This is a genomic window from Pseudomonas sp. FG-3G, assembly GCF_901007645.1.
GTDB lineage: Bacteria > Pseudomonadota > Gammaproteobacteria > Pseudomonadales > Pseudomonadaceae > Aquipseudomonas > Aquipseudomonas rhizophila.
On the sequence record NZ_CAAKGZ010000008.1, the window covers coordinates 210,347 to 233,430 of the forward strand.

Genomic DNA, 23,084 nt, shown 5'->3' on the forward strand with positions numbered 1-23,084 from the left:
AGCCGACTAAACCGGCAAAAGGAGTGCAACATGTCTTTCAACATCGGCCTTAGCGGTCTCTATGCAGCCAACAAGCACCTGGACGTGACCGGCAACAACATCGCCAACGTGGCGACCACCGGTTTCAAATCGTCCCGTGCGGAATTCGAAGACGTCTACTCGGCCACCAGGCTGGGCAGCGGCACCAAGACCGTCGGTAACGGCGTGCGCCTGGCCAACGTCTCCCAGCAGTTCAGCCAGGGTGACGTCAACAACACCGGCAACGTGCTGGACATGGGCATCCAGGGTTCGGGCTTCTTTGTCCTGAGCAACGACGGTTCCCTGAGCTACACCCGTGCCGGTACGTTCAAGACCGACAAGGAAGGTTTCATCACCAACAGCGATGGCACTGCGCGTTTGCAGGGCTATGGCGTGGATGCCAATGGCAACATCCTCAACGGTATTCTGACCGACCTGCGTATCGACACTTCCAACCTGCCGCCGCAAGCGACCAGCCTGGTTTCGTCGACGATTAACCTGAATTCGACGGCGACGCCGATTTCCCAGGCGGCTCCCTACGTATTCGATCCAACCGATACCGCCACGTTCACCAAGCAATTCACCACACCTGTCTACGATACCCAGGGCAACCAGCACTCGATGGACCAGTACATGGTCAAGACTGGCGCCAACACGTGGGATGTCTACACCCTGATCGATGGCCGTAACCTCAATGGCAGTGCGCCGGTTGCGCCGAACGCTCCCGTTCCTTCGACGATGACCTTTGATTCGAGTGGTAAGTTGGTTCAGGTCAGTACTCCAGGACCGGTCACAGTTCCGCCGACCGCGCCGACCATCAGTAACGATTTGGAACTGGACGGTTGGGTGCCGGGTACCGTGACCAACGGCGTGTGGACCGCCAACGGTGCCGGTTCGTCGACGATTACGGTCTCCATGGCCAACACCACCCAATTCAACGCTGACACCGCTCGGTCAATCCCTGCCCAGAACGGCTACGCCACCGGCCAGATCACCAACCTGACCATCGATGGTAGTGGTGTACTGCTGGCCAACTTCAGCAACAACCAGACCAAGCCGATCGGTCAGCTCGCCCTCGCCAGCTTCACCAACGAGCAAGGTTTGCAGCCGGTAGGCGGCAGCAGCTGGAAAGAAACCTTCGCGTCGGGCATCCCGGGCTACGATGCCCCGGAAACCGGCACCCTGGGTTCGATCGTCTCCAACTCCCTGGAAGAGTCCAACGTCAACCTGACCAACGAACTGGTCGAGCTGATCAAGGCCCAGAGCAACTACCAAGCGAACGCCAAGACCATCTCCACCCAGAGCACCATCATGCAGACCATCATTCAGATGGCTTGATATCGAAGGTCGCTTGAACGCTGCACAAGAAGCCCCTCGCAAGAGGGGCTTTTTTGTGGGTGGGTGTTTTCGGGGGGGCTGTCCCGGCCTCATCGCGAGCAGGCTCGCTCCCACAGGTGGACGCATTCCAATGTGGTCACTGGCTGAACCAAAGCCGCTCCCACAGGGATTTTCAGTGAGCGCAAATCTTGCGAACGAACCGGAACATATGTGGGAGCGAGCCTGCTCGCGATGGGGCGCGCCCAGTCGCTACTTTTCTCAAGGCAAAAGAAAACCCCCGATAAACCAGCGGTCTATCGGGGGTTTTCTTTTAGCAAGCGCCTTGCAGCGCTCACCCACTCAGCTTATTGGCAAGCTTCGCAATCCGGCTCGTCGATCGCACAGGCTTTTGGCACGGGTGCCGGGCCGGCTGGAGCCGCCAGGACCGAATCGTCACCGTGGTTGCCGCCGCTGGAAACAGCGTTCAGCTTGCCGGTGTTGATGGTCGACTTCTCGGTGCTGGTGGCGGCCAGGGCACGGAGGTAGTAGGTGGTTTTCAGGCCACGGTACCAAGCCATGCGGTAGGTCACGTCCAGCTTCTTGCCCGAGGCGCCAGCGATGTACAGGTTCAGCGACTGAGCCTGGTCGATCCACTTCTGGCGACGGCTGGCCGCGTCGACGATCCACTTGGTGTCCACTTCGAACGCGGTGGCGTAGAGCTCCTTGAGCTCCTGCGGGATGCGCTCGATCTGCTGTACCGAACCATCGTAGTACTTCAGGTCGTTGATCATGACCGAGTCCCACAGGCCGCGGGCCTTGAGGTCGCGAACCAGGTACGGGTTGATCACGGTGAACTCGCCCGACAGGTTCGATTTCACATACAGGTTCTGGTAGGTCGGTTCGATCGACTGCGACACGCCAGTGATGTTGGCGATGGTGGCGGTCGGTGCGATGGCCATGATGTTGGAGTTACGGATGCCTTTCTGTACACGGGCGCGAACCGGTGCCCAGTCCAGGGATTCGTTCAGGTCAACGTCGATGTATTTCTGGCCACGCTGCTCGATCAGGATCTGTTGCGAGTCCAGCGGCAACACGCCCTTGGACCACAGCGAACCCTGGAACGTCTCGTACGAGCCGCGCTCGTCGGCCAGGTCGCAGGAAGCCTGGATCGCGTAGTAGCTGACCGCTTCCATGGACTTGTCGGCGAACTCGACCGCAGCGTCCGAACCGTACGGGATGTGCTGCAGGTACAAGGCGTCCTGGAAGCCCATGATGCCCAGGCCGACCGGACGGTGCTTGAAGTTGGAGTTCTTCGCCTGCGGCACCGAGTAGTAGTTGATGTCGATCACGTTGTCGAGCATGCGCACGGCGGTGTTCACGGTGCGTTGCAGCTTGGCGGTGTCCAGCTTGCCATCGACGATGTGGTTCGGCAGGTTGATCGAGCCCAGGTTGCAGACGGCGATCTCGTCCTTGTTGGTGTTCAAGGTGATCTCGGTGCACAGGTTCGAGCTGTGGACCACGCCCACGTGCTGCTGCGGGCTGCGCAGGTTGCACGGGTCCTTGAAGGTCAGCCATGGGTGGCCGGTTTCGAACAGCATCGACAGCATCTTGCGCCACAGGTCTTTGGCCTGGACGACTTTGAACAGCTTGATCTTGTTGTACTCGGTCAGGGCTTCGTAGTACTCGTAGCGCTCTTCGAAAGCCTTGCCGGTCAGGTCATGCAGGTCTGGAACTTCGGATGGCGAGAACAGGGTCCACTTGCCGTCGTCGAAGACGCGCTTCATGAACAGGTCAGGGATCCAGTTGGCGGTGTTCATGTCGTGGGTGCGACGACGGTCATCACCGGTGTTCTTGCGCAGCTCGATGAACTCTTCGATGTCCATGTGCCAGGTTTCCAGGTAGGCACACACCGCGCCCTTGCGCTTGCCGCCCTGGTTGACCGCGACTGCGGTGTCGTTGACTACCTTGAGGAACGGTACGACGCCCTGGGATTTGCCGTTGGTGCCCTTGATGTACGAGCCCAATGCGCGAACCGGGGTCCAGTCGTTGCCCAGGCCGCCGGCAAATTTGGACAGCATGGCGTTGTCGTGGATGGCGCCGTAGATGCCCGACAGGTCATCCGGTACGGTGGTCAGGTAGCAGCTCGACAGTTGTGGACGCAGGGTGCCGGCGTTGAACAGCGTCGGGGTCGAGGCCATGTAGTCGAAGGACGACAACAGGTTGTAGAACTCGATGGCACGGTCTTCACGCTGCTTCTCTTCGATCGCCAGGCCCATGGCCACGCGCATGAAGAAAATCTGCGGCAGTTCGAAGCGGATACCGTCCTTGTGGATGAAGTAACGGTCGTACAGGGTTTGCAGACCCAGGTAAGTGAACTGCTGGTCGCGCTCGTGGTTGATCGCCTTGCCGAGCTTTTCCAGGTCGAACTCGGCCAGTACCGGGTTCAGCAATTCGAATTCGATACCCTTGGCGACGTAGGCCGGCAAGGCCTTGGCGTACAGGTCGACCATCTCGTGGTGGGTCGCGCTCTCGGCGACTTCCAGGAAGCTCAGGCCTTCGGCACGCAGGGTGTCCATCAGCAGGCGGGCGGTCACGAAGGAGTAGTTCGGCTCGCGTTCCACCAGGGTCCGCGCGGTCATCACCAGTGCAGTGTTGACATCCTTGAGTGCGACGCCGTCATAGAGGTTTTTCAGGGTTTCGCGCTGGATCAGGTCGCCGTCGACTTCTTCCAGGCCTTCGCAGGCTTCGGTGACGATGGTGTTCAGGCGACCCATGTCCAGCGGCGCGAGGCTGCCGTCGGCGCGTGCGATGCGGATCGAAGGGTGAGCCAGTACCGGGGCGTCGGCCGGGGTGCGGATGGCGCGTTCCTTGGCGCGCGAATCACGATAGATCACATAGTCACGCGCCACTTTCTGCTCGCCGGCACGCATCAGGGCCAGTTCGACCTGATCCTGGATTTCTTCGATGTGGATGGTGCCACCCGACGGCATGCGACGCTTGAAGGTTGCGGTGACTTGCTCGGTCAGGCGGGCCACGGTGTCGTGGATGCGCGACGAAGCGGCGGCGGTGCCGCCCTCAACTGCGAGAAACGCTTTGGTGATGGCGACGGTGATCTTGTCATCGGTGTAAGGAACGACAGTGCCGTTACGCTTGATCACACGCAGTTGGCCAGGCGCGGTAGCGGCCAGATCCGAGTTCGAATCAGCGGCCAGCGGCGCGGTGCCCTGCGGGTTCTCGCGAGTTGTGTCGGTGTGCATGGGTGTCTCCACATTCTCTATGTTTGTTTGGGCACCATCACGGTGCCCACCGTTCCGTCCTGAAGCACTACAACCGACTGGCGCCGGGTATAACAACTTCGGGACAGTAGGAAGCAGGCCTGAATACCGCTTCCTTCCGAAGTTCTGGGCTTCGAGCCTGGGCTCGAAACCGGATTGCAGAGGTGCCTGCAATGGACTGCAACACCCGTACCGTTCCGGTCGTTTTGACCTTGAAACGATGGCCATCCGCAGGGGGCGGTCTGGTCTTGGGGGAATGCGGTGTTTCAGTCGGACAAAGGCAAGAAAAGCGCTTGAATTATCTGTCCGACTTGTGTTTGGTTTTTGGTCGAAAACCCTACATGTAGGGTTTTTTACGCGACGGGCTACAAGATAATGCGTTTTGGGGGATGAATGCAACGTGCTACCTGTGGATAAGCCTGTGCGTAATTTGTGTGCGAAACGTGGAACAGCTCTGTAGGCCGCGACCTTGCTGGAGTGGACCTTTTTTCATCGTTTTAACGATCCGAAAACAGCCCGATGGTTTTTGCGGGCGCGGACGTTACCACACAAGTCCCGCGCGACCGAACGCATTTGTCCGCTTGTTTTATGCAGGGCCGGCGTTTATACAATCGGCCCGTGCATGGGCATGCTTATCCTCCTTTAACATGACAAAAAGACGGGAGGATCTGGATTCTATATTTGGAGCGGACGTCTTGTGGCGAGGGAGCAAGCTCCCTCGCCACAAGTCAGGTGCCTATCCTTTCTTCTATATACACAACAAGACGAGGCCCCCCCGTGGAACAAGAAGCCTGGCAGGTATTGATCGTCGAGGATGACCAGCGGCTGGCCGAGCTGACTCGCGAGTACCTGGAAAGCAACGGCCTGCGCGTGGCCATTGAAGGCAACGGTGCGGTGGCGGCGGCGCGGATCATTGCCGAGCAGCCGGACCTGGTGATCCTCGACCTGATGCTGCCCGGCGAGGACGGCCTGAGCATCTGCCGCAAGGTACGCGAGCATTACGACGGGCCGATCCTGATGCTCACCGCCCGCACCGACGACACCGATCAGATCCAGGGCCTGGACCTGGGCGCCGACGATTACGTCTGCAAGCCGGTGCGGCCACGCTTGCTCTTGGCCCGCGTCCAGGCCCTGTTGCGACGCAGCGAACCGGAACCGGCCACGTCGCAAAAGCCACGGCGCTTGCAATTCGGCCCGCTGGTAGTGGACAACGCCTTGCGCGAAGCCTGGCTGCAAGACCACGGCATTGAGCTGACCAGTGCCGAGTTCGATCTGTTGTGGCTGCTGGTGTCCAACGCCGGGCGCATCCTGTCCCGGGAAGAGATCTTCACCGCCCTGCGTGGCATCGGTTATGACGGCCAGGACCGCTCCATCGACGTGCGCATCTCGCGCATCCGTCCCAAGATCGGCGACGACCCGGACCATCCACGGCTGATCAAGACCATCCGCAGCAAGGGTTATCTGTTCGTTCCTGAAGCTTGCGTAGACCCGACGTCGTGAACTCGATCTTCCTGCGCATTTACGGCGGCATGTGCGCGGCGCTGGTGCTGGTGGCGGTGCTCGGCGTGCTGGCCCTGCATTTGCTCAACCAGACTCGCAGTGAGCAGTACCGCGAGCGTCTGGCCCACGGCACGTTTTCCTTGATGGCCGATAATCTGCGGCCCATGAACGACACCGAGCGACGCCGGGCCCTGGCGGTGTGGGAACGCCTGCTGGGCATTCCCCTGGCGTTGCAGACTTACGCCCAGACCGATCTGGATCTCGGCCAGCGCACCCGTGTCATGCGCGGCCAGGCCCTGGTGGAGCAGACCGGGCCCCATGCGGCGAAAGTTTATCGGCTGGTCAGCGACGCTGAAAAACTGATGCTGGTCGGGGAGGTCCGTCAGATCAGCGAGCAACTGGCCCGGGCAACTATCTACCTGCTGGCCGATGAGTTGGTGCGTTACCCGGTGGCCGAGCAGCCTGAACGCCTGGCGCAACTCAAGCAGGAAAAAGGCTTCGGGTTTGACCTGCGGCTGATGCCCATTACGCAGGCGGACATGGACGAAGACCAGCGTCGGCGCGTGGCCGAGGGCGACACGGTCATGGCGCTGGGCAAGGGCGGTGACTCGATCCGGGTGTTCGCCGGCATGGTCGGTACGCCGTGGGTGCTGGAAATCGGCCCGTTGTACCAGATGAACCCTTATCCGCCTGAGTGGCTGGTGCTGATCGCGGCGCTGGGGTTGAGCCTGATCGGGCTGATCGTTTACCTGTTGGTGCGCCAGTTGGAGCGGCGCCTGCGTGGTCTGGAATCGGCCGCCACCCAGATCGCCCAGGGCAGCCTGGAAACCCGGGTGCCGGCTCGCGGTGCTGACTCGGTAGGGCGATTGGCCGCCGCGTTCAACGGCATGGCCGAACACTTGCAGCAGTTGTTGGCGATTCAGCGGGAGCTGGTGCGTGCAGTGTCCCATGAGTTGCGCACCCCGGTGGCGCGCCTGCGTTTTGGCCTGGAGATGATCGGCAGCGCTACCACGCCCCAGGCCCGGGACAAATACCTGGCGGGCATGGATCACGACATCGAAGACCTGGATCGGCTGGTGGACGAGATGCTGACCTATGCGCGACTGGAGCAGGGATCGCCGGCCCTGAACTTCCAGCGCGTGGATCTGGATGCGCTGGTCAATCAGGTCATTGAAGAGTTGGGACCGCTTCGGGCCGGGATTACGGTCGAGCGCGGCCTGTGCCTGTCTGCCGCTGATTGCGATGGCGCCTGGGTCGAGGCCGAGCCGCGCTTCTTGCATCGGGCCCTGCAGAACCTGGTGAGCAATGCGATGCGTCACGCCAGCTCCCGGGTGACGGTCAGTTACCAGGTGGGTCAGTTGCGTTGTCGGGTGGACGTCGAGGACGACGGGCCCGGCGTGCCGGAGGCGGCGTGGGAGCGGATCTTCAAGCCCTTCCTGCGCCTGGACGACAGCCGTGCCCGTGCTTCAGGTGGTCATGGGTTGGGGTTGTCGATCGTGCGGCGGATCATCCACTGGCACGATGGCCGGGCGTTGATCGGCAAGAGCAAGAGTCTGGGTGGGGCCTGCTTCAGCTTGAGCTGGCCGCGGCATCAGGACAGGTCTTGAAGGTGTGGCGCCTGTGCGGGCCTTATCGCGAGCAGGCTCGCTCCCACATTGAAATGCAGTCTCCTGTGGGAGCGAGCCTGCTCGCGATAAGGGCCTGAAAAACGCGACAAATCTCAGGCCTTGATCCCCACCAGACTCAACAACTGCCCATCCTTCACACCAAACTGCGCCGACAGTTCACTGCCATGACGCCACTCGGCCGACAGGTCGGTGAGCAACTGCAGCCGAACCTGTCCGCTGTGGGTCCATTCCAGCACTTGGGCATGTTCGAAATAAAAGCGCTGCCTGACGATCGGGTACAGCGCCTTGAACAGGCTTTCCTTCACGGAAAAGGTCAGGGTCACCAGCAATGCTCGGTCATCTTGCGCGGTCGCGGCCATGCGCAGCAGTTCCGGCGGGGTAAGGATTTCACCGGCCAGGCGCTCGGCCCGCTCGGGATCGAGCAGGTTTTCCAGGTCCATGCCCAGCCCTTGCCAGTGGTGTTTTCTGGCGACGATGGCCGCGGCCCGGCCGGTGCTGTGGGTGATCGAGCCACTGACATGGGCCGGCCATACCGGGGCGCGGTCGTCACCGATGGCCGGCACGCACGTCTGGCCGTCCAACTGATGAAGGGCCGCTCGGGCGCAGATCCGCCCGGCAAGAAATTCCGCCTGACGCTTGGCCACCGAACGCTGGATGCTGGCGGGCGGCTCGATGGCACTGTTCGGAAAATCATCAGCGCTTAGCAACAACGGATCGAAGCGGGTGCTCAGCAGCAGGGTATCGGGCAGGACTTGAGGCAACAGCCATTGATCGTCCAGGGGCGTGCAGCAGGCGGGCAGGGCGGGGAGAGCGTTCATGCCCGGCATTTTGCCGGGTTGGCTTGAGGCTGGGTAGTGGGGCATAAAGATTGTGAGCGGGTGAGGCTTTTGTGGCGAGGGAGCTTGCTCCCGCTCGACCGGGCTGGCGCTCCAGTGCGCAGCGCTCGCAGACGTTGGGTCTGCTTCGCAGCCCAGCGGGAGCAAGCTCCCTCGCCACAGGGGGGTGTTTCAGCTGAAGGATGGGGTTCAGCCAAAAATCTTCTTGAAGAACTTCTGCATGTCCGCCCAGGACTTTTCATCGGCTTGCTTGTTGTAGCCAATATCCGGCCCGCCATGTTCGCCGTGACCCAGGCGGTCGGCGTCGGGGTTGCTGAAGCCGTGCTTGGCGCCTTCAAGGTTGACGAAGGTGTAGTCGGCACCGGCCTTGTCCATTTCGCTCTTGAACGCGGTGACGTTGTCCGGGGTGACCATGCTGTCCAGCGCGCCATGTTCGACCAGGACCTTGGCCTTGACGCTGCCCGGTGTTGCCGGGGTATTGGTGACCAGCGCGCCGTGGAAACTCACCACGCCGGCCAGTGGAACACCCTGGCGCGCCGCATCCAGCACCACTTTGCCGCCGAAGCAGTAACCGATGGCGGCGATTTTGTCCGGGTCGGTATGGGGTTGTTTCTTCAACAGGTCGAGGCCGGCCTGGAACCGCGCACTGGCCGCCTTGCCGTCCTTGAGAGCCGCCTGCATGAACGCCATGGCGTCCTTGGGGTGCTCGGTGTTCTTGCCGTCGCCGTACATGTCGATGGCCAGCGCGCTGTAGCCCAGGCCCGCGAGGTCACGGGCGCGGCGCTTGGAATAATCGTTCAGCCCCCACCATTCATGTACCACCACCACGCCCGGGCGCGGGCCTTTGACCGCGTCGTCGTAAGCGTAGTAACCCATCAGTTTGGTGCCGTCGGCACTGGTGTAGGGAATCTCCTGGGTCTGGATGGCGGCGTGGCTCGCGGCGCTAAAGGCCAGAAGTACAACAGCAAGCAACCTGTGCATGACGGATCTCCTTGATAAGTGCAGGGGGTGAGACAGAACACTTTAGCCGATTCATTCAGCACAGGTTCAGAGAACGTTCAAGGGCCATTCAGGGACGGTTGGTTAACGTGGCTGTGACTTCACAAACCACCCACGTTGCACAGGAGCTTGAACATGACTCACATGAAAACTCTGCTGTTGGCTTTCACGGTGCTGGGCGCCAGCGCCATGGCCCACGCCGATGACAACTTCGCCAGCCTGACCCTCGGCCAGACCAGCGACAAGGTCAAGAAGTCCGACGCGCTGAACGCTAACCTCAATCACCCGAACGCCGACGGTATCATCGGCAAGGACACCACCTATGGCGTCCGACTGGGCCGGCAAAACGACCAGGGTCGCTACTACGCCACGTACGACAACGTTTCGGGCACTCACAATGGCATTAAATTGCGCCAGGAAAACCTGCTGGGCAGTTACGATATGTTCTATCCGGTCACCGGCAGCACCAAGCTGTTCGGCGGCGGTACGGCGGGCCTGACCAAACTGACCCAGGACTCCCCCGGCTATAGCCGTGACAGCGATATCGGCTACGCCGTGGGCTTGCAGGCCGGCATCCTGCAGAAGGTTTCACAAAACACCTCGCTGGAACTGGGTTACCGTTACCTGCGCAGCAACGCCAGCACCGAGATGAGCCCCCACGCAGGTGGCAAGGTTGGATCGCTGGACCTGACCAGCAGTGCCCAGACTTATCTCTCGGCCAACTACACGTTCTAAGGCTGGAAGGTGAGCGTGGTCAGCCGGATCGGCCCAAGACGATCCGGCGCCGCTTCTCGTAAACCGATGTGCATGACTGGACTGTTCGATTTGCCTGGGAGAGCCCCATGAAATTACTGGTCGTCGAAGACGAAGCCTTGCTGCGCCATCACCTGCAGACCCGTCTGACCGACAGCGGCCATGTGGTGCAGGCCGTGGCCAATGCCGAGGAGGCCTTGTATCAGGTCGCGCAATTCAATCACGACCTGGCGGTGATCGACCTGGGCTTGCCGGGCATCAGCGGGCTGGAGCTGATCCGCCGGTTGCGCTCCCAGGACAAGACCTTCCCGATCCTGATCCTTACTGCCCGCGGCAACTGGCAGGACAAGGTCGAAGGTCTGGCCGCCGGTGCCGACGACTACGTGGTCAAGCCGTTTCAGTTCGAAGAGCTGGAGGCCCGCCTGAACGCGTTGTTGCGCCGTTCCAGTGGTTTCACCCAGTCGACCATCGTGGCCGGTCCGTTGCTGTTGGACCTCAATCGCAAGCAAGCGTCCCTGGGTGAGGAAGCGTTGGCGCTGACGGCCTATGAATACCGCATCCTTGAATACCTGATGCGCCATCATCAGCAGGTGGTCGCCAAGGACCGCTTGATGGAGCAGCTTTACCCGGATGACGACGAGCGTGACCCCAATGTCATCGAAGTGCTAGTGGGGCGTCTGCGGCGCAAACTGGAAGCCCCGGCCGGCTTCAAACCGATCGAAACCGTGCGTGGCCTGGGTTACCTGTTCAACGAGCGTTGCCAGTGATTCGTTCGCTACGGCTGCGGTTGATGCTGGCCGCCATGACCCTGGCGGTGTTGTTCATGCTGGCACTGCTGCCGGCCATGCAAGGCGCGTTCAGCCTGGCCCTGCAGGAGTCCATCGAACAACGCCTGGCGTCGGACGTGACCACGCTCATTTCCGCTGCCCGCGTGGAAAACAACCGCTTGAAGATGCCGGCGCAATTGCCCGATGAGCGCTTTAACCTCGCCGACGCCCGTCTGCTGGGCTACATCTATGATCGCGACGGGCGTCTGGTGTGGCGGTCCAAGGCCACTCGGGAAGAGAACATCAATTACACGCCGCGCTACGACGGCCAGGGCGATCAGTTCGCGCGTATCCGCGAAGACAACGGCCAGGAGTTTTTCGTCTACGACGTCGAAGTCAAACTGCTCGGTGGCCAGAGCGCGGCGTTCAGTTTCGTCACCCTGCAACCGGTGCGCGATTACGAAGTGACGCTCGACGGCCTGCGGGAAAATCTCTACCTGGGCTTCGGTGCTGCGCTGGCAGTGTTGTTGGCCCTGTTGTGGATTGGCCTGAGCTGGGGACTTCGCGCGTTGAGGCGCCTGAGCCAGGAACTGGACGAAATCGAAAGCGGCAGCCGGGAAAGTCTCAGCACCGAGCACCCCCGGGAGCTGCTGCGCTTGACCGGTTCCCTCAACCGCCTGTTGCATGGCGAGCGGGAGCAGCGCAGCCGCTATCGTGACTCCCTCGATGACCTGGCCCATAGCCTGAAAACCCCGCTGGCGGTGCTGCAAGGCGTGAGTGAAGACATGGCCCGGCGCACCGAAGATCGTGGACAGGCCTGGGTGCTGCAAAGCCAGATCGAGCGCATGAGCCAGCAGATCGGCTATCAGTTGCAGCGCGCGAGCCTGCGCAAAAGTGGCCTGGTGCGCCATCAGGTGCGCTTGCGCCCGGTGCTGCAAAGCCTGTGCGATACGCTGGACAAGGTCTATCGCGACAAGCGCGTCCACGTCAGCTTCGATCTGCCGGAGCAGTGCCATGTGCCGATCGAGCAGGGCGCCTTGCTGGAAATGCTCGGCAATCTGTTGGAAAACGCCTATCGGCTGTGCCTGGGCGAGGTGCGCATCAGCGTGCATCAGACCCTCGGCGGTATTGAATTGTGTGTCGAGGATGACGGGCCAGGTGTGCCGCCGGATCAACGCGCGCGGATTCTGCAGCGTGGCGAACGGCTGGATCGCCAGCATCCGGGGCAGGGCATTGGGCTGGCGGTGGTCAAAGACATCATCGAAAGCTACGGCGCCCGGTTGACCCTGGGGGATTCAGAGTTGGGCGGGGCGGCATTTCGGATTCATTTTCCGGTGCTTTGACTGCTAACGGATACCTGCTGGAATCAGACCTGTGGGAGCATGACTTGCCCGCGATGGCGGTCTCAAGGGCGCCATCGCGGGCAAGCCAAGCTCCCACATTTTGATCTGAGGGGCGCGCGGGTTGTGTGTCCACTGAAAATCTGCAGCCCCTCCATCAACTCTCCTGCTCCCGATAAGCCCCCGGCGTCACCCCCGTCCATTTCTTGAATGCCCGGTGAAACGCCGACGGTTCAGAGAATCCCAGCTGTTCGGCAATCTGCTGCAACGACAGGTCCGCGCGTCCCAGATGGTAGATGGCGATATCCCGCCGCAGCTGATCCTTGAGTTCCTGGAAGCTGGTGCCTTCCTCCCGCAGATGCCGGCGCAACGTCTGCGGACTGATGTGCAGATGGGCGGCGACGGTGTCCAGATCCGGCCAGCGTGCGGCGTCGCGGCTGAGCAGGCGGCGTAGCTGGCTGCTCAGGCTGTTGCCATCGTCAGGGCGTGACAGCAGGTCGGCGGGGGAATGTTCGAGAAAGTGTTTGAGGGTTCGTTCGTCCTGCAACAACGGCATATTCAGGTAACGACTGTGGAACAACAGGCTGCAACGTTGCGCCTGGAACACCAGCGGGCAGGGGAACAACAGATCGTACTCGGCCCCATGGGCGGGCTTGGCATAGCTGAATGTCGCCTGTTCCAGACCGATCCGCTGGCCGATCAGCCAACTGCCGAGGCGATGCCAGATCACCAGCAGGCTTTCAGCCAGGAAATGGTCGGGGTCGCGCAGTGTCGTTTCATCCAGGTTCAAGCGCACCCGTTCCCCTTCGGCCTCAAGCGTCAGGCTCGGGGCGTCCGGGAAGAGGCTGTAGAACAACAACCCGCGCTGAAGTGCCTTGCCCAGGGTCCGGCAGTGGATCAACGCGTGACACATCATGGCAAACGTCCCGGGTTTACTGGGGGCCCGACCAAACCCCAGATACTCGTCCCCCAGTGCCAGCCGCAGGGCCTGCAACAGGCTGGCGAACTGCGCTGGTGCTATGCGTGCTCGCGGCTCGTCCAACAGCTCGGGGCTGATGCCCAGCTGTTGCAACAAGGGAACGTAATCGAAACCTTGCCGGCGCGCACCACCCAGGGCGGCGCGGGCGAAGTGGCTGGCGATGGTGCGTTGGCGCATGGCAGGAATCCGTTTATTGAGCTGCCGATGGTAGCAGGGGCCTTGCGCTCGACAAGGCGGATATCCGCCAAATCCCGGAGCGAGAACGGCCTTGTGGGCGGGAATCCGCCATCTGCGTCTGGCTGTTCAGGTCTGTTTACCCGCGTGTAGCCCTTGTAGCTCAGGGGTTGTAGGCATTTTCCGGAAAATGGCATGGGCCTTGCGATAGGCATCCGCAGGTCTGCCGCCGTGCAGCCGCCAAAACAAATCCCTCCAGTGCAGGAGGGTTCGCAATTGAGGTTTCGTGGACGACAGGTGGATGTTGTCACACGGGACGCTTGAGGAAGGTTTGCCATGACGACTCGTCAGCCACTGTACAAATCCCTGTATTTCCAGGTGATCGTAGCCATTGCCATCGGCATTTTGCTCGGCCACTTCTATCCGCAGACCGGCGTTGCCCTCAAACCGCTGGGTGACGGATTCATCAAACTGATCAAAATGGTCATCGCTCCCATCATCTTCTGTACCGTTGTCAGCGGTATTGCCGGCATGCAGAACATGAAGTCGGTGGGCAAGACCGGTGGCTACGCGCTGCTGTACTTCGAAATCGTCTCCACGATCGCCCTGTTGATCGGTCTGGTCGTGGTCAACGTCGTGCAACCGGGCGCCGGCATGCACATCGATGTGACGACCCTGGACACCAGCAAGATCGCCGGTTACATCTCGGCCGGTAAAGACCAGAGCATCGTGGCCTTCATCCTCAACGTGATCCCGAACACCATCGTCGGCGCGTTCGCCAATGGCGATATCCTGCAAGTGCTGATGTTCTCGGTGATCTTCGGTTTCGCCCTGCATCGCCTGGGTGCCTACGGCAAGCCGGTGCTGGACTTCATCGATCGCTTCGCCCACGTGATGTTCAACATCATCAACATGATCATGAAACTGGCGCCCGTCGGTGCGTTCGGTGCCATGGCGTTCACTATCGGCGCCTACGGTGTCGGTTCGCTGGTGCAATTGGGCCAGTTGATGATCTGCTTCTACATCACCTGTGTGGTGTTCGTCCTGGTGGTGCTGGGCGCCATCTGCCGGGCCCACGGCTTCAGTGTCGTCAAGCTGATCCGTTACATCCGTGAAGAACTGCTGATCGTGCTGGGTACTTCCTCGTCGGAATCGGCCCTGCCACGCATGCTGATCAAGATGGAGCGTCTGGGTGCGCAGAAATCCGTGGTGGGTCTGGTGATCCCGACCGGCTACTCGTTCAACCTCGACGGCACTTCGATCTACCTGACCATGGCTGCGGTGTTCATCGCCCAGGCCACCGACACGCCGATGGACCTGACTCACCAGATCACCCTGTTGCTGGTGCTGCTGCTGTCGTCCAAAGGTGCTGCCGGCGTGACCGGTAGCGGCTTCATCGTGCTGGCGGCCACCCTGTCGGCCGTGGGTCATCTGCCAGTAGCCGGCCTGGCGCTGATCCTGGGTATCGACCGCTTCATGTCCGAAGCCCGCGCCCTGACCAACCTGGTGGGCAATGCTGTGGCCACCATCGTGGTTGCCAAGTGGGTCAAGGAACTGGACGTAGACCAGTTGCAGAGCGAACTGGCTTCCGGCGGTCGCGGCATCTCCGACACCCGTGAAGAAGACGACCTGGGCGTGGCCGAAGGCCCAACCCCTGCTGCTGTGAAGTAACCTTTCGCTGCAATAAAAAACCCGCTTCGGCGGGTTTTTTTATTTGAGGGATTTTTCAGTCGAGGATGCTGTTGCTGAGCGCAATGGTCAGCCAGACTGACATCTGCGGTAATTGCTCCACCGCCAACCCCTGCCTAGTCTTGAGGGCATCATCACGCGGAGATCGCCCATGCAAGGCCCACTGGCATCGCTCAAGGTTCTGGACTTCTCGACCCTGCTGCCCGGCCCGTTCGCCTCATTGTTGCTGGCGGACATGGGGGCCGAGGTGTTGCGCATCGAGTCGCCGACCCGCCCGGATCTGTTACGGATACTGCCGCCCCATGATCAGGGCGTCTCGGCCAGCCATGCCTACCTCAACCGCAACAAGCGCAGCCTGGCCCTGGACCTCAAGCAGCCGGCGGCGCTGGAGGTGATCAAGCAGTTGCTGGGCGACCACGACATCCTGCTGGAACAGTTCCGCCCCGGTGTGATGGAGCGGCTGGGCCTGGGGTACGAAGCCTTGAAGGCGATCAATCCCCGATTGATCTACGTGTCCATCACCGGCTACGGCCAGACCGGGCCCTACAAGGACCGCGCCGGCCACGACATCAACTACCTGGCCCTGGCGGGGCTCGCCAGCCACACCGGGCGTGCCGACGCTGGGCCATTACCGCTGGGCATTCAGGCGGCGGACATCGCCGGTGGTTCCCTGCACGGGGTGATCGGGCTGTTGGCGGCGGTGATCGCCCGTCAGCAGACCGGGCAGGGCCAGCATCTGGACGTGAGCATGACCGACTGTGTGTTCAGCCTCAACGCTTTGGCCGGTGCCGGTTATCTGGCCTGCGGCGTGGCACCTGAGTGGGAAAACCAGATGCTCAACGGTGGCAGCTTCTATGACTATTACCGCACCCGGGATGGCCGTTGGATGTCGGTGGGCAGCCTGGAGCCGGTCTTCATGCAGGCGTTGTGCGAGACCCTGGGACGGCCGGAGCTGGCGGCCCAGGGGCTGTCGCCCCATCCAGATCAGCAACGGCAGCTAAAGCAGCAATTGCAGGCTGAATTCCAGAAGCATGATTTCGCTGAGCTGTGCCGGTTGTTTGCGGGGGTTGATGCTTGCGTCGAACCGGTGCTGAGCCTGGAAGAAACACTCAGGCATCCCCAGTTGGCGGCCCGGGACGTCGTGACCCAGGTGCCTCGTGGCGATGGTTCGAGCCAGGCGCAGATGGCCTGTCCGTTGAAGTTCTCGCACGGCTTGCCCGAGCCTCGGCATATTGGCGCGGGGCTGGGAGCGCACACGGATCAGGTGTTGGGGGAGTTGGGGTTTAGTGTTGAGCGGATTGCGCAACTGCGCGATGCCGGGGTGGTTTTGTAGCGTTCTTTCGGGCCTCATCGCGAGCAAGCTCGCTCCCACACTGGATCTATAGCACTCACAGAATTCCTGTGGGAGCGAGCCTGCTCGCGATGGGGCCAGCCCAGACGCCACAAAAACCTGCTACTCCACCCGAGTCTCCCCACTGAACACCAAGGTATTGCGGCAACTGCGGCACAAATAGCGGCGCCCCTGACGTACCAGGCTGTGACGCTGGGCCGAGAAGGGGAAGTCGCTGCCGTCGCAGGGGCATTTGTAGATGTAACGGGTCACGCTGCGGCGCTTGATCTCGTAGGTATGGCAGCGGTTGGGCGGCAGTTCGTACACGCCGCGCATGATCAGTTGCCACTCTTCACCATGGGGCTGAATGCGTTCGCCGAATAGCTGATGGGCAATCAGGTGCGCAACCTCGTGGGCGACGGTCTGCTTGAGAAAGTCTTCGGCGTTTTCCCGGTACAACTGTGGATTGAAGCGCAGCAGATTCTCATGCAGGTGCGCGACACCGGCCTTCTGGCCACGCAATTTGAAGCTGACCACGGGACGTTTGAAAGGACGTTTGAAAAAGGTTTCGGCTTGTTGGTAACACTCTTCGACGCGGGTATTGAGTTGCTCAAGCATGCTGTACGGGTCTCCAGAGGCTTGAGTATGCCGCAAGCGCCGGCCGTTGCGAATCGCCCAGACGCCCAGTGGTCGTTTCGCCAGCGCCAAACACAGGAAGGCCGCCTTGCGGCGGCCTGTATTGGCAGATATTGCTTTGTTTTCAGAAGGGAACCCTGAGCGGGTTCGAACCCTTCAGTTGGTATACACCGGACCGACGCCCAGCCCCCAGACAATCACCGTAAACGCCATGATAGCCACCAGCACCACCAGGCCCACGGCGAGCACCGAACTGGAAAACAGAAAACCCTCGTCCTGAGGAATATTCATGAAAGTGGGCAGGCCCACATACAGCAGGTAGACGGTGTAGCAGATCGCTGCCGTACCGACGATCATCCCCAGCCACATGTGCGGATAGAGCGCCGCCAGGCCGCCGATGAACAAGGGGGTCGCGGTGTAGGTGGCGAATGCGACGCAGCGCGCCAGGCTCGGGTTGGCGTCATAGGTGCGGGCCATCCAGTGCACGAAGGCGCCCATCACCGCCACACCGCCCAACATGGCGAGGTACGACATGATGGTCATCCACAGCGCACTTTCCTGGGTGAGCATCACCGGAGGCCGGTTGCCGATGACCCATCCCACCTGCGTGGTGCCGATAAACGCCGATACCGCGGGAATGGCCGCCAGGATCAGCGTGTGGGTGAGGTACATGTGGCTGATGCTTTCCTCCTGATCGCCACGGATTTCTTTCCATTCTTGATCAGGGTGGGTAAAGAGCCCCACGACATGATGGATCATAGTCAGTCACTCCTTTGTTATTGCCATCGCCCCCCAACGGAGCGCCTACGGGCCAAACGGCCGAGTAAGTACAGGTCTGTAAGTGTGTGCGACCTTATGTCGCAGTATAGAAAGGAGTTCTCGCCAGGGGGATGGGGGGCTTAGAGCAAATCGCGCTGTAAAGGAGCAGGCTAATCGCGGCGTGATCTGTGAGCGCTTCCCATGGCCAAGAGATTTCCTGTGGCGAGGGAGCTTGCTCCCGCTCGGCTGCGAAGCAGAGGCCAACAGACGAGCCCAGAGGGCTGCTTCGCAACCCAGCGGGAGCAAGCTCCCTCGCCACAGGGGCGGTGCCATATTCGGGATTTTTTGCGTAAAATGCCGGCCTTTCGTCACACCTCACGGATTTCGCGTCATGGGCACTCTTACGGTCAACCAGAACAAACTGCAAAAGCGCCTGCGCCGCCAGGCCGGTGAGGCGGTCGCTGATTTCAATATGATTGAAGACGGCGACAAGGTCATGGTCTGCCTGTCCGGCGGCAAGGACAGCTACACCTTGCTCGATGTGCTGATGCATTTGCAGAAGGTTGCGCCGATCAAGTTCGACATTGTCGCGGTGAACATGGACCAGAAGCAGCCCGGTTTCCCCGAGGATGTGTTGCCGGCCTACCTTCAATCGCTGGGCGTGGAATATCACATCGTCGAGAAGGACACCTATTCGGTGGTCAAGGAACTGATCCCGGAAGGCAAGACCACCTGCTCGCTGTGCTCACGCCTGCGTCGTGGCACGCTCTACACCTTTGCCGACCAGATCGGCGCGACCAAGATGGCCCTGGGGCACCACCGTGACGACATCGTCGAGACCTTTTTCCTCAACATGTTCTACAACGGCTCGCTCAAAGCCATGCCGCCCAAGCTGCGCGCCGATGACGGGCGCAACGTGGTGATCCGCCCGCTGGCCTACTGCAGCGAGAAAGACATCCAGGCCTATTCAGACTTCAAGCAGTTCCCGATCATCCCTTGCAACCTGTGCGGCTCCCAGGAAAACCTGCAACGCCAGGTGGTCAAGGAGATGCTGCAGGAGTGGGAGCGCAAGACCCCGGGCCGTACCGAGAGCATTTTCCGCGGCTTGCAGAACGTCGTTCCGTCGCAACTGGCGGACCGTAACCTGTTCGACTTCACCAACCTGCGCATCGACGAAAGCGCCACGCCGCGATTCGTCAACGTGGTGAACCTCTGACGAACTCAGCGGCTCCTATTCACGGCGCTCGTGGCCAGGCCACTTAGAGCGCCGTTTTCATTTCCGACCCCAGGAGAGGGCATGCGCGATTACAAGTGGCTGCACGAGTATTGTCTGAACCGCTTCGGTTCGGCGGCTGAACTGGAAGCCCACCTGCCTGTTCCCAAGACCCCGGCCCAACTGCGCAAGATCAGCGACGACCGCTACCTCTCGACCATGGCGTTGCGGGTGTTTCGCGCCGGGCTCAAGCACAGCCTGGTGGACGCCAAGTGGCCGGCGTTCGAGGAAGTGTTTTTCAAGTTCGACCCGGAAAAAGTCGTGCTGATGAGCGCCGAGCACCTGGAGCGGCTGATGCAGGACGCGCGGATCATCCGTCACTTGGGCAAGCTCAAGAGCGTGCCGCGCAACGCGCAATTGATACTGGACGTGGCCCATGAAAAAGGCAGCTTTGGCGCGCTGATCGCCGACTGGCCGGTGACCGACATCGTAGGCCTGTGGACCTACCTGAAAAAGCACGGCCATCAACTGGGCGGTCTGTCGGCTCCGCGTTTCCTGCGGATGATGGGCAAGGACACTTTTGTGCCCAGTTATGACGTGGTGGCGGCGCTCAATGCGCAGGACATCATCGACAAAGTTCCCACCAGCCTGCGGGATCTGGCGACGGTGCAGCAGGCCTTCAACCAGTGGCATGAAGAGAGTGGTGGAAGGCCCATGAGCCAGATTTCGATGATGCTGGCGTATACCGTCAATCATTGAGGACGCATCGCGAGCAGGCTCGCTCCCACAGGGGATCTGTGAACGCCACAAATCTCATGTGGGAGCGAGCCTGCTCGCGATAGCCTTCTATCAGGCGACGGAAATCTCGCCTTCTCCAGCCAACCGCCGGTTCAACTGAAACCGCCAGCGCACATACAGCAGCGCCGAGCAGAACACCGCCACGCTCGCCGCCATTTCCAGCAAACCGAACACCTGTCGGTTCGGGTCATAGGCCGCCAGCGCGCCTTTGATGAAGTACAGGTTCACCACAAAGCACATCCACGAATGCCCGCGGGGGCTGCCGCTGATCATGCCTGGCGCCAGTATCAGCAGCGGCACCAGCTCGATCAGCAGAATTACCCAGGGGCGCGCGCCGTGCAGGTCGGCGATCAGCAGGTAATACACACAGAGCAACCCCACCAGCCCGAAAAAGCACAGCAGGCTCAGGGCCCGGGCGATGCGTACCCGCGGTTCCAGCCACTGAATGGGCGGCAGGATTTTCGGCTTCTTAGCCACGGCCGTTCTCCAGCAGTAGGGCGGTTTTTGCCAGGCGCAAGCCCAGTGCCCGGCACAGCGCCACTTCATGTTCGTTCAAGCCGCTTTTACCGTCGGCCCCGGCGTGATGGCTCGGGCCGTACGGCGTGCCTCCGCCCTCGGTTTCGATCAAGGCTGACTCGCTGTAGGGCAGGCCGGTGATCAGCATGCCGTGGTGCAACAGCGGCAGCATCATCGACAGCAAAGTGGTTTCCTGGCCGCCATGCAGGCTCGCGGTGGAAGTGAACACACCGGCCGGCTTGCCCACGAGGGCGCCGGTCAGCCACAGGTTGCTGGTGCCATCGAGAAAGTATTTCAGCGGCGCGGCCATGTTGCCGAAACGGGTCGGACTGCCCAGGGCCAGGCCGGCGCAGTTTTTCAGGTCATCGAGGCTGGCGTACAGCGGGCCTTGTTCGGGAATGTCCGGCGATACCGCTTCGCACTCGGCGGAAATTGCCGGCACCGTGCGCAACCGCGCTTCCAGCCCGGCCTGCTCGATGCCCCGGGCGATCTGCCGGGCCATTTCGTTGGTCGAGCCACTGCGGCTGTAATACAACACCAGAATGTACGGTGTACTCACGGCAGGATCTCCAGGATCTTCTCTGGCGGGCGCCCGATCACGGCCTTGTCAGCGGTTTCCAGAATCGGTCGTTCCATGAGTTTGGGGTGAGCGGCGATGGCGGCGATCAGTTGGGACTGGCTCAGGTTTTCATCGGCCAGGTTCAGGGTCTTGTATTCGTCCTCACCGGTGCGCAGCAGTTGCCGGGCAGTGATGCCGAGCTTGGCCAACAGGCGTTCCAACTGCGCTGCGTCGAGCGGGGTTTCCAGGTAGCGGACCACGGTGGGCGTCAGGCCACGGGCCTCCAACAGTTCCAGCGCACCGCGGGATTTGGAGCAGCGCGGGTTGTGATATAGCGTCAGATCGGTCATGAGCGGGTCGCATCTTGCGTAAGGTGGCGGCTATTCTACTGTGTCGCGAGGTACCAGGCACCTGAGACGGGCGCGTTCGAAAACGGTGGGCCGCGCCGACGTTCACATTCAATACAAGGATTGGCACATGGCAAGGCGATTGACGACGGCACTGGCATTCATGGGGATTTTGTTGCTCGCCGGCTGCGGGAATGACTACGGGGTTGACCAGAACGGTCAGGCTATCGCCTCAAAACGGCTGGATAAACAGTGGGTGGTGCTCAACTACTGGGCCGAGTGGTGCGCACCGTGCCGTACCGAAATCCCCGAGTTCAATGCCCTGGCCGAACAGCTCAAGGGCCGTAACGTGGGGGTGTTCGGGGTCAATTTTGATCAGGTGCAAGGTGAGGAGCTCAAGAGCGCCAGCGAGAAAATGGGCATCGGCTTCACCGTGCTGGCCCGGGACCCGGCCGACTTTTTTGATATCCCGCGCAGCGAAGGGTTACCGGTGACTTACATCATCGACAACCAGGGTAAGGTGCGCGAGCAGATGCTGGGGGAACAGACGGCGGCGGCGGTGATGGCCAAGCTTGAGGCGTTGCAGGCGTTCAAATAACCCCTCTTTGTGGCAATGAGCAAGGAGGCAAGGAGGCTTTTGTGGCGAGGGAGCTTGCTCCCGCGCCACGGGTGCAACCTATGTCCGTGTTTTAACGGGTCTCAACCTTCCTCCAGCCACCACCGCAGGGGCTTGCCCTGGGCCGGCCAGAAGCGCATTTGCTCGATGGGCGAGATGTCCCAGCGTTCGACCTTTTCCAAGGCCTGCAAAAAGCGCGTCTCCTGCTCCATCAGCGCCGGGGCGCAGAGTTTGCGGGTGCTGCCGATCTTGCCGAAGCTCAATCGGTGGCCTTCCAGGGTGTAGGGCGCGAACCAGTGGTTACAGCCGCCGTTGCCGTAGGCTCGACCGTCGTCCCCGAGGGTGATGGTCAGGTTGCTGTAGTCCATCAAGGGCCGTTCGCCAATCCATTCCAGGATGTAGCTGCGGTTTTGCTGCAATTGCACCGGCTCGGCGGCGCAACCCATCAGGCCGGCGCCGATCAGCGCGGTCAGGGCCAGGCGTTTCATCAGGCGGCTTCCTGGCAGGTCGGGCACAGGTGTTTTTCACCGACGGTGGTCCAGCCCAGCTCGGCAATGCGCGCGGTGGCGGCCGGCTTCTGCGCCTTGACGCCGAGCTTGGCGTCGACGGCAAATTCAAAGCTCAGTTGCTTGGCGCAGCGGTCGCAGTTGACCTGCCAGGTGTGGATCGCCAGCTCCCCGAACACCGGGCCGGTGGTCATGGCGGTCCATTGACCCATGGGCTTGAGCAAGTGCCGAACGGTGTCCACGGTCAGGCGCATGGACAAATCCTTGCTGCCTTTGAGGGTGACGAGCAGCACATCGTTGGCCTGAATCGAACCGCCGTTGCCGGTGACCTGATAACGGCCCGGCGCCAGGGCGCGGACCTCGGTCAGGGTGTGTTGCGGGTTCATCAGGGTGTAGCGGAAATCGTGTTCGGCCATGGGTCCTCCAGATAGGCGCGATATGCTAGCACGGGCCATGGGTTGGGATGATCCAGGCGACGAAATCCCCTGTGGGAGCGAGCCTGCTCGCGATAGCGGGGCGTCAGTCGACG

Annotated in this window: 22 protein-coding genes; 11 read left to right on the top strand and 11 right to left on the bottom strand. The window is 61.3% G+C overall.

Going from position 1 to position 23,084, the window contains the following annotated elements; translation table 11 throughout:
• The first annotated feature begins 30 nt into the window (after window positions 1-30).
• Complete coding sequence (flgE, locus tag PSEUDOMOFG3G_RS04870; protein ID WP_139049359.1) at window positions 31-1,356, top strand: flagellar hook protein FlgE; 1,326 nt, start codon at window positions 31-33, stop codon at window positions 1,354-1,356.
• Window positions 1,357-1,700: 344 nt separating this feature from the next.
• On the opposite strand, the gene PSEUDOMOFG3G_RS04875 is transcribed toward flgE, so the two are convergent.
• Window positions 1,701-4,592: a ribonucleoside-diphosphate reductase subunit alpha gene (locus PSEUDOMOFG3G_RS04875; protein WP_139049360.1), complete on the bottom strand. Its 2,892-nt coding sequence runs from the start codon at window positions 4,590-4,592 to the stop codon at window positions 1,701-1,703.
• A 795-nt stretch (window positions 4,593-5,387) separates the two neighbouring features.
• Here PSEUDOMOFG3G_RS04875 and PSEUDOMOFG3G_RS04880 point away from each other — a divergent pair.
• On the top strand, window positions 5,388-6,110 hold the full coding sequence (locus PSEUDOMOFG3G_RS04880) for a response regulator (protein WP_047228754.1): 723 nt from the start codon (window positions 5,388-5,390) through the stop codon (window positions 6,108-6,110).
• Window positions 6,107-7,717, top strand: coding sequence for an ATP-binding protein (locus tag PSEUDOMOFG3G_RS04885; protein ID WP_047228753.1), 1,611 nt, complete (start codon window positions 6,107-6,109; stop codon window positions 7,715-7,717). The genes PSEUDOMOFG3G_RS04880 and PSEUDOMOFG3G_RS04885 overlap by 4 nt, the downstream gene beginning before the upstream one ends.
• Before the next feature lie 113 nt (window positions 7,718-7,830).
• Here PSEUDOMOFG3G_RS04885 and PSEUDOMOFG3G_RS04890 read toward each other — a convergent pair whose 3' ends face one another.
• Window positions 7,831-8,556, bottom strand: coding sequence for a 4'-phosphopantetheinyl transferase (locus PSEUDOMOFG3G_RS04890; RefSeq protein WP_218277734.1), 726 nt, complete (start codon window positions 8,554-8,556; stop codon window positions 7,831-7,833).
• Window positions 8,557-8,763: 207 nt separating this feature from the next.
• Window positions 8,764-9,555, bottom strand: coding sequence for a dienelactone hydrolase family protein (locus tag PSEUDOMOFG3G_RS04895; protein WP_047228751.1), 792 nt, complete (start codon window positions 9,553-9,555; stop codon window positions 8,764-8,766).
• A gap of 153 nt (window positions 9,556-9,708) precedes the next feature.
• Between PSEUDOMOFG3G_RS04895 and PSEUDOMOFG3G_RS04900 the strand changes: the two genes are divergently transcribed.
• From PSEUDOMOFG3G_RS04900 to PSEUDOMOFG3G_RS04910, 3 genes are all read left to right on the top strand, one after another.
• Entirely contained in the window at window positions 9,709-10,308 is a 600-nt protein-coding gene (locus tag PSEUDOMOFG3G_RS04900) for a hypothetical protein (RefSeq protein WP_107321731.1), read from the top strand.
• Between the two features lie 107 nt (window positions 10,309-10,415).
• Window positions 10,416-11,093, top strand: a complete 678-nt coding sequence (locus tag PSEUDOMOFG3G_RS04905; protein WP_047228749.1) for a response regulator — start codon at window positions 10,416-10,418, stop codon at window positions 11,091-11,093.
• A complete protein-coding gene (locus PSEUDOMOFG3G_RS04910) occupies window positions 11,090-12,436 on the top strand; it encodes an ATP-binding protein (protein WP_139049361.1) in 1,347 nt (448 codons plus the stop codon). Before PSEUDOMOFG3G_RS04905 ends, PSEUDOMOFG3G_RS04910 begins: the two co-directional genes overlap by 4 nt.
• 154 nt (window positions 12,437-12,590) lie before the next feature.
• Here the strand turns inward: PSEUDOMOFG3G_RS04910 and PSEUDOMOFG3G_RS04915 are convergent, their stop codons facing one another.
• Window positions 12,591-13,589 (bottom strand): AraC family transcriptional regulator, encoded by a 999-nt coding sequence (locus PSEUDOMOFG3G_RS04915; RefSeq protein ID WP_047228747.1) that lies wholly within the window; start codon window positions 13,587-13,589, stop codon window positions 12,591-12,593.
• A gap of 333 nt (window positions 13,590-13,922) precedes the next feature.
• On the opposite strand from PSEUDOMOFG3G_RS04915, the gene PSEUDOMOFG3G_RS04920 reads away from it, so the two are divergent.
• Window positions 13,923-15,257, top strand: a complete 1,335-nt coding sequence (locus PSEUDOMOFG3G_RS04920; protein WP_047228746.1) for a dicarboxylate/amino acid:cation symporter — start codon at window positions 13,923-13,925, stop codon at window positions 15,255-15,257.
• A 169-nt stretch (window positions 15,258-15,426) separates the two neighbouring features.
• The gene (locus tag PSEUDOMOFG3G_RS04925) at window positions 15,427-16,608 is read left to right on the top strand and encodes a CaiB/BaiF CoA-transferase family protein (RefSeq protein ID WP_139049362.1); all 1,182 of its coding nucleotides are present in this window, start codon (window positions 15,427-15,429) and stop codon (window positions 16,606-16,608) included.
• Window positions 16,609-16,728: 120 nt separating this feature from the next.
• Here the strand turns inward: PSEUDOMOFG3G_RS04925 and PSEUDOMOFG3G_RS04930 are convergent, their stop codons facing one another.
• Together PSEUDOMOFG3G_RS04930 and PSEUDOMOFG3G_RS04935 are read right to left on the bottom strand one after the other, a co-directional pair.
• The gene (locus PSEUDOMOFG3G_RS04930) at window positions 16,729-17,223 is read right to left on the bottom strand and encodes a SprT family zinc-dependent metalloprotease (protein WP_047228744.1); all 495 of its coding nucleotides are present in this window, start codon (window positions 17,221-17,223) and stop codon (window positions 16,729-16,731) included.
• A gap of 174 nt (window positions 17,224-17,397) precedes the next feature.
• Window positions 17,398-18,000 (bottom strand): Yip1 family protein, encoded by a 603-nt coding sequence (locus PSEUDOMOFG3G_RS04935; RefSeq protein WP_047228743.1) that lies wholly within the window; start codon window positions 17,998-18,000, stop codon window positions 17,398-17,400.
• 391 nt (window positions 18,001-18,391) lie between these two features.
• Between PSEUDOMOFG3G_RS04935 and ttcA the strand changes: the two genes are divergently transcribed.
• Entirely contained in the window at window positions 18,392-19,216 is an 825-nt protein-coding gene (gene ttcA, locus PSEUDOMOFG3G_RS04940; protein ID WP_047228742.1) for a tRNA 2-thiocytidine(32) synthetase TtcA, read from the top strand.
• Window positions 19,217-19,297: 81 nt separating this feature from the next.
• Window positions 19,298-19,972 carry a DNA-3-methyladenine glycosylase I gene (locus PSEUDOMOFG3G_RS04945; protein ID WP_076383753.1) on the top strand — a complete coding sequence of 225 codons (675 nt, stop codon included), beginning with the start codon at window positions 19,298-19,300 and terminating at the stop codon, window positions 19,970-19,972.
• A 90-nt stretch (window positions 19,973-20,062) separates the two neighbouring features.
• Here the strand turns inward: PSEUDOMOFG3G_RS04945 and PSEUDOMOFG3G_RS04950 are convergent, their stop codons facing one another.
• The 3 genes from PSEUDOMOFG3G_RS04950 to arsC are packed head-to-tail and all read right to left on the bottom strand — an operon-like array spanning window position 20,063 to window position 21,436.
• On the bottom strand, window positions 20,063-20,488 hold the full coding sequence (locus PSEUDOMOFG3G_RS04950) for a DUF2069 domain-containing protein (RefSeq protein WP_139049364.1): 426 nt from the start codon (window positions 20,486-20,488) through the stop codon (window positions 20,063-20,065).
• A complete protein-coding gene (wrbA, locus tag PSEUDOMOFG3G_RS04955) occupies window positions 20,481-21,086 on the bottom strand; it encodes an NAD(P)H:quinone oxidoreductase (RefSeq protein ID WP_047228739.1) in 606 nt (201 codons plus the stop codon). Before wrbA ends, PSEUDOMOFG3G_RS04950 begins: the two co-directional genes overlap by 8 nt.
• On the bottom strand, window positions 21,083-21,436 hold the full coding sequence (arsC, locus tag PSEUDOMOFG3G_RS04960) for an arsenate reductase (glutaredoxin) (protein WP_047228738.1): 354 nt from the start codon (window positions 21,434-21,436) through the stop codon (window positions 21,083-21,085). Before arsC ends, wrbA begins: the two co-directional genes overlap by 4 nt.
• A 127-nt stretch (window positions 21,437-21,563) precedes the next feature.
• Between arsC and PSEUDOMOFG3G_RS04965 the strand changes: the two genes are divergently transcribed.
• Window positions 21,564-22,031, top strand: coding sequence for a TlpA disulfide reductase family protein (locus PSEUDOMOFG3G_RS04965; protein ID WP_139049365.1), 468 nt, complete (start codon window positions 21,564-21,566; stop codon window positions 22,029-22,031).
• Between the two features lie 101 nt (window positions 22,032-22,132).
• On the opposite strand, the gene PSEUDOMOFG3G_RS04970 is transcribed toward PSEUDOMOFG3G_RS04965, so the two are convergent.
• On the bottom strand, window positions 22,133-22,537 hold the full coding sequence (locus tag PSEUDOMOFG3G_RS04970; RefSeq protein ID WP_047228736.1) for an META domain-containing protein: 405 nt from the start codon (window positions 22,535-22,537) through the stop codon (window positions 22,133-22,135).
• Entirely contained in the window at window positions 22,537-22,971 is a 435-nt protein-coding gene (locus PSEUDOMOFG3G_RS04975; RefSeq protein WP_047228735.1) for a hypothetical protein, read from the bottom strand. Before PSEUDOMOFG3G_RS04975 ends, PSEUDOMOFG3G_RS04970 begins: the two co-directional genes overlap by 1 nt.
• Window positions 22,972-23,084: the final 113 nt, after the last annotated feature.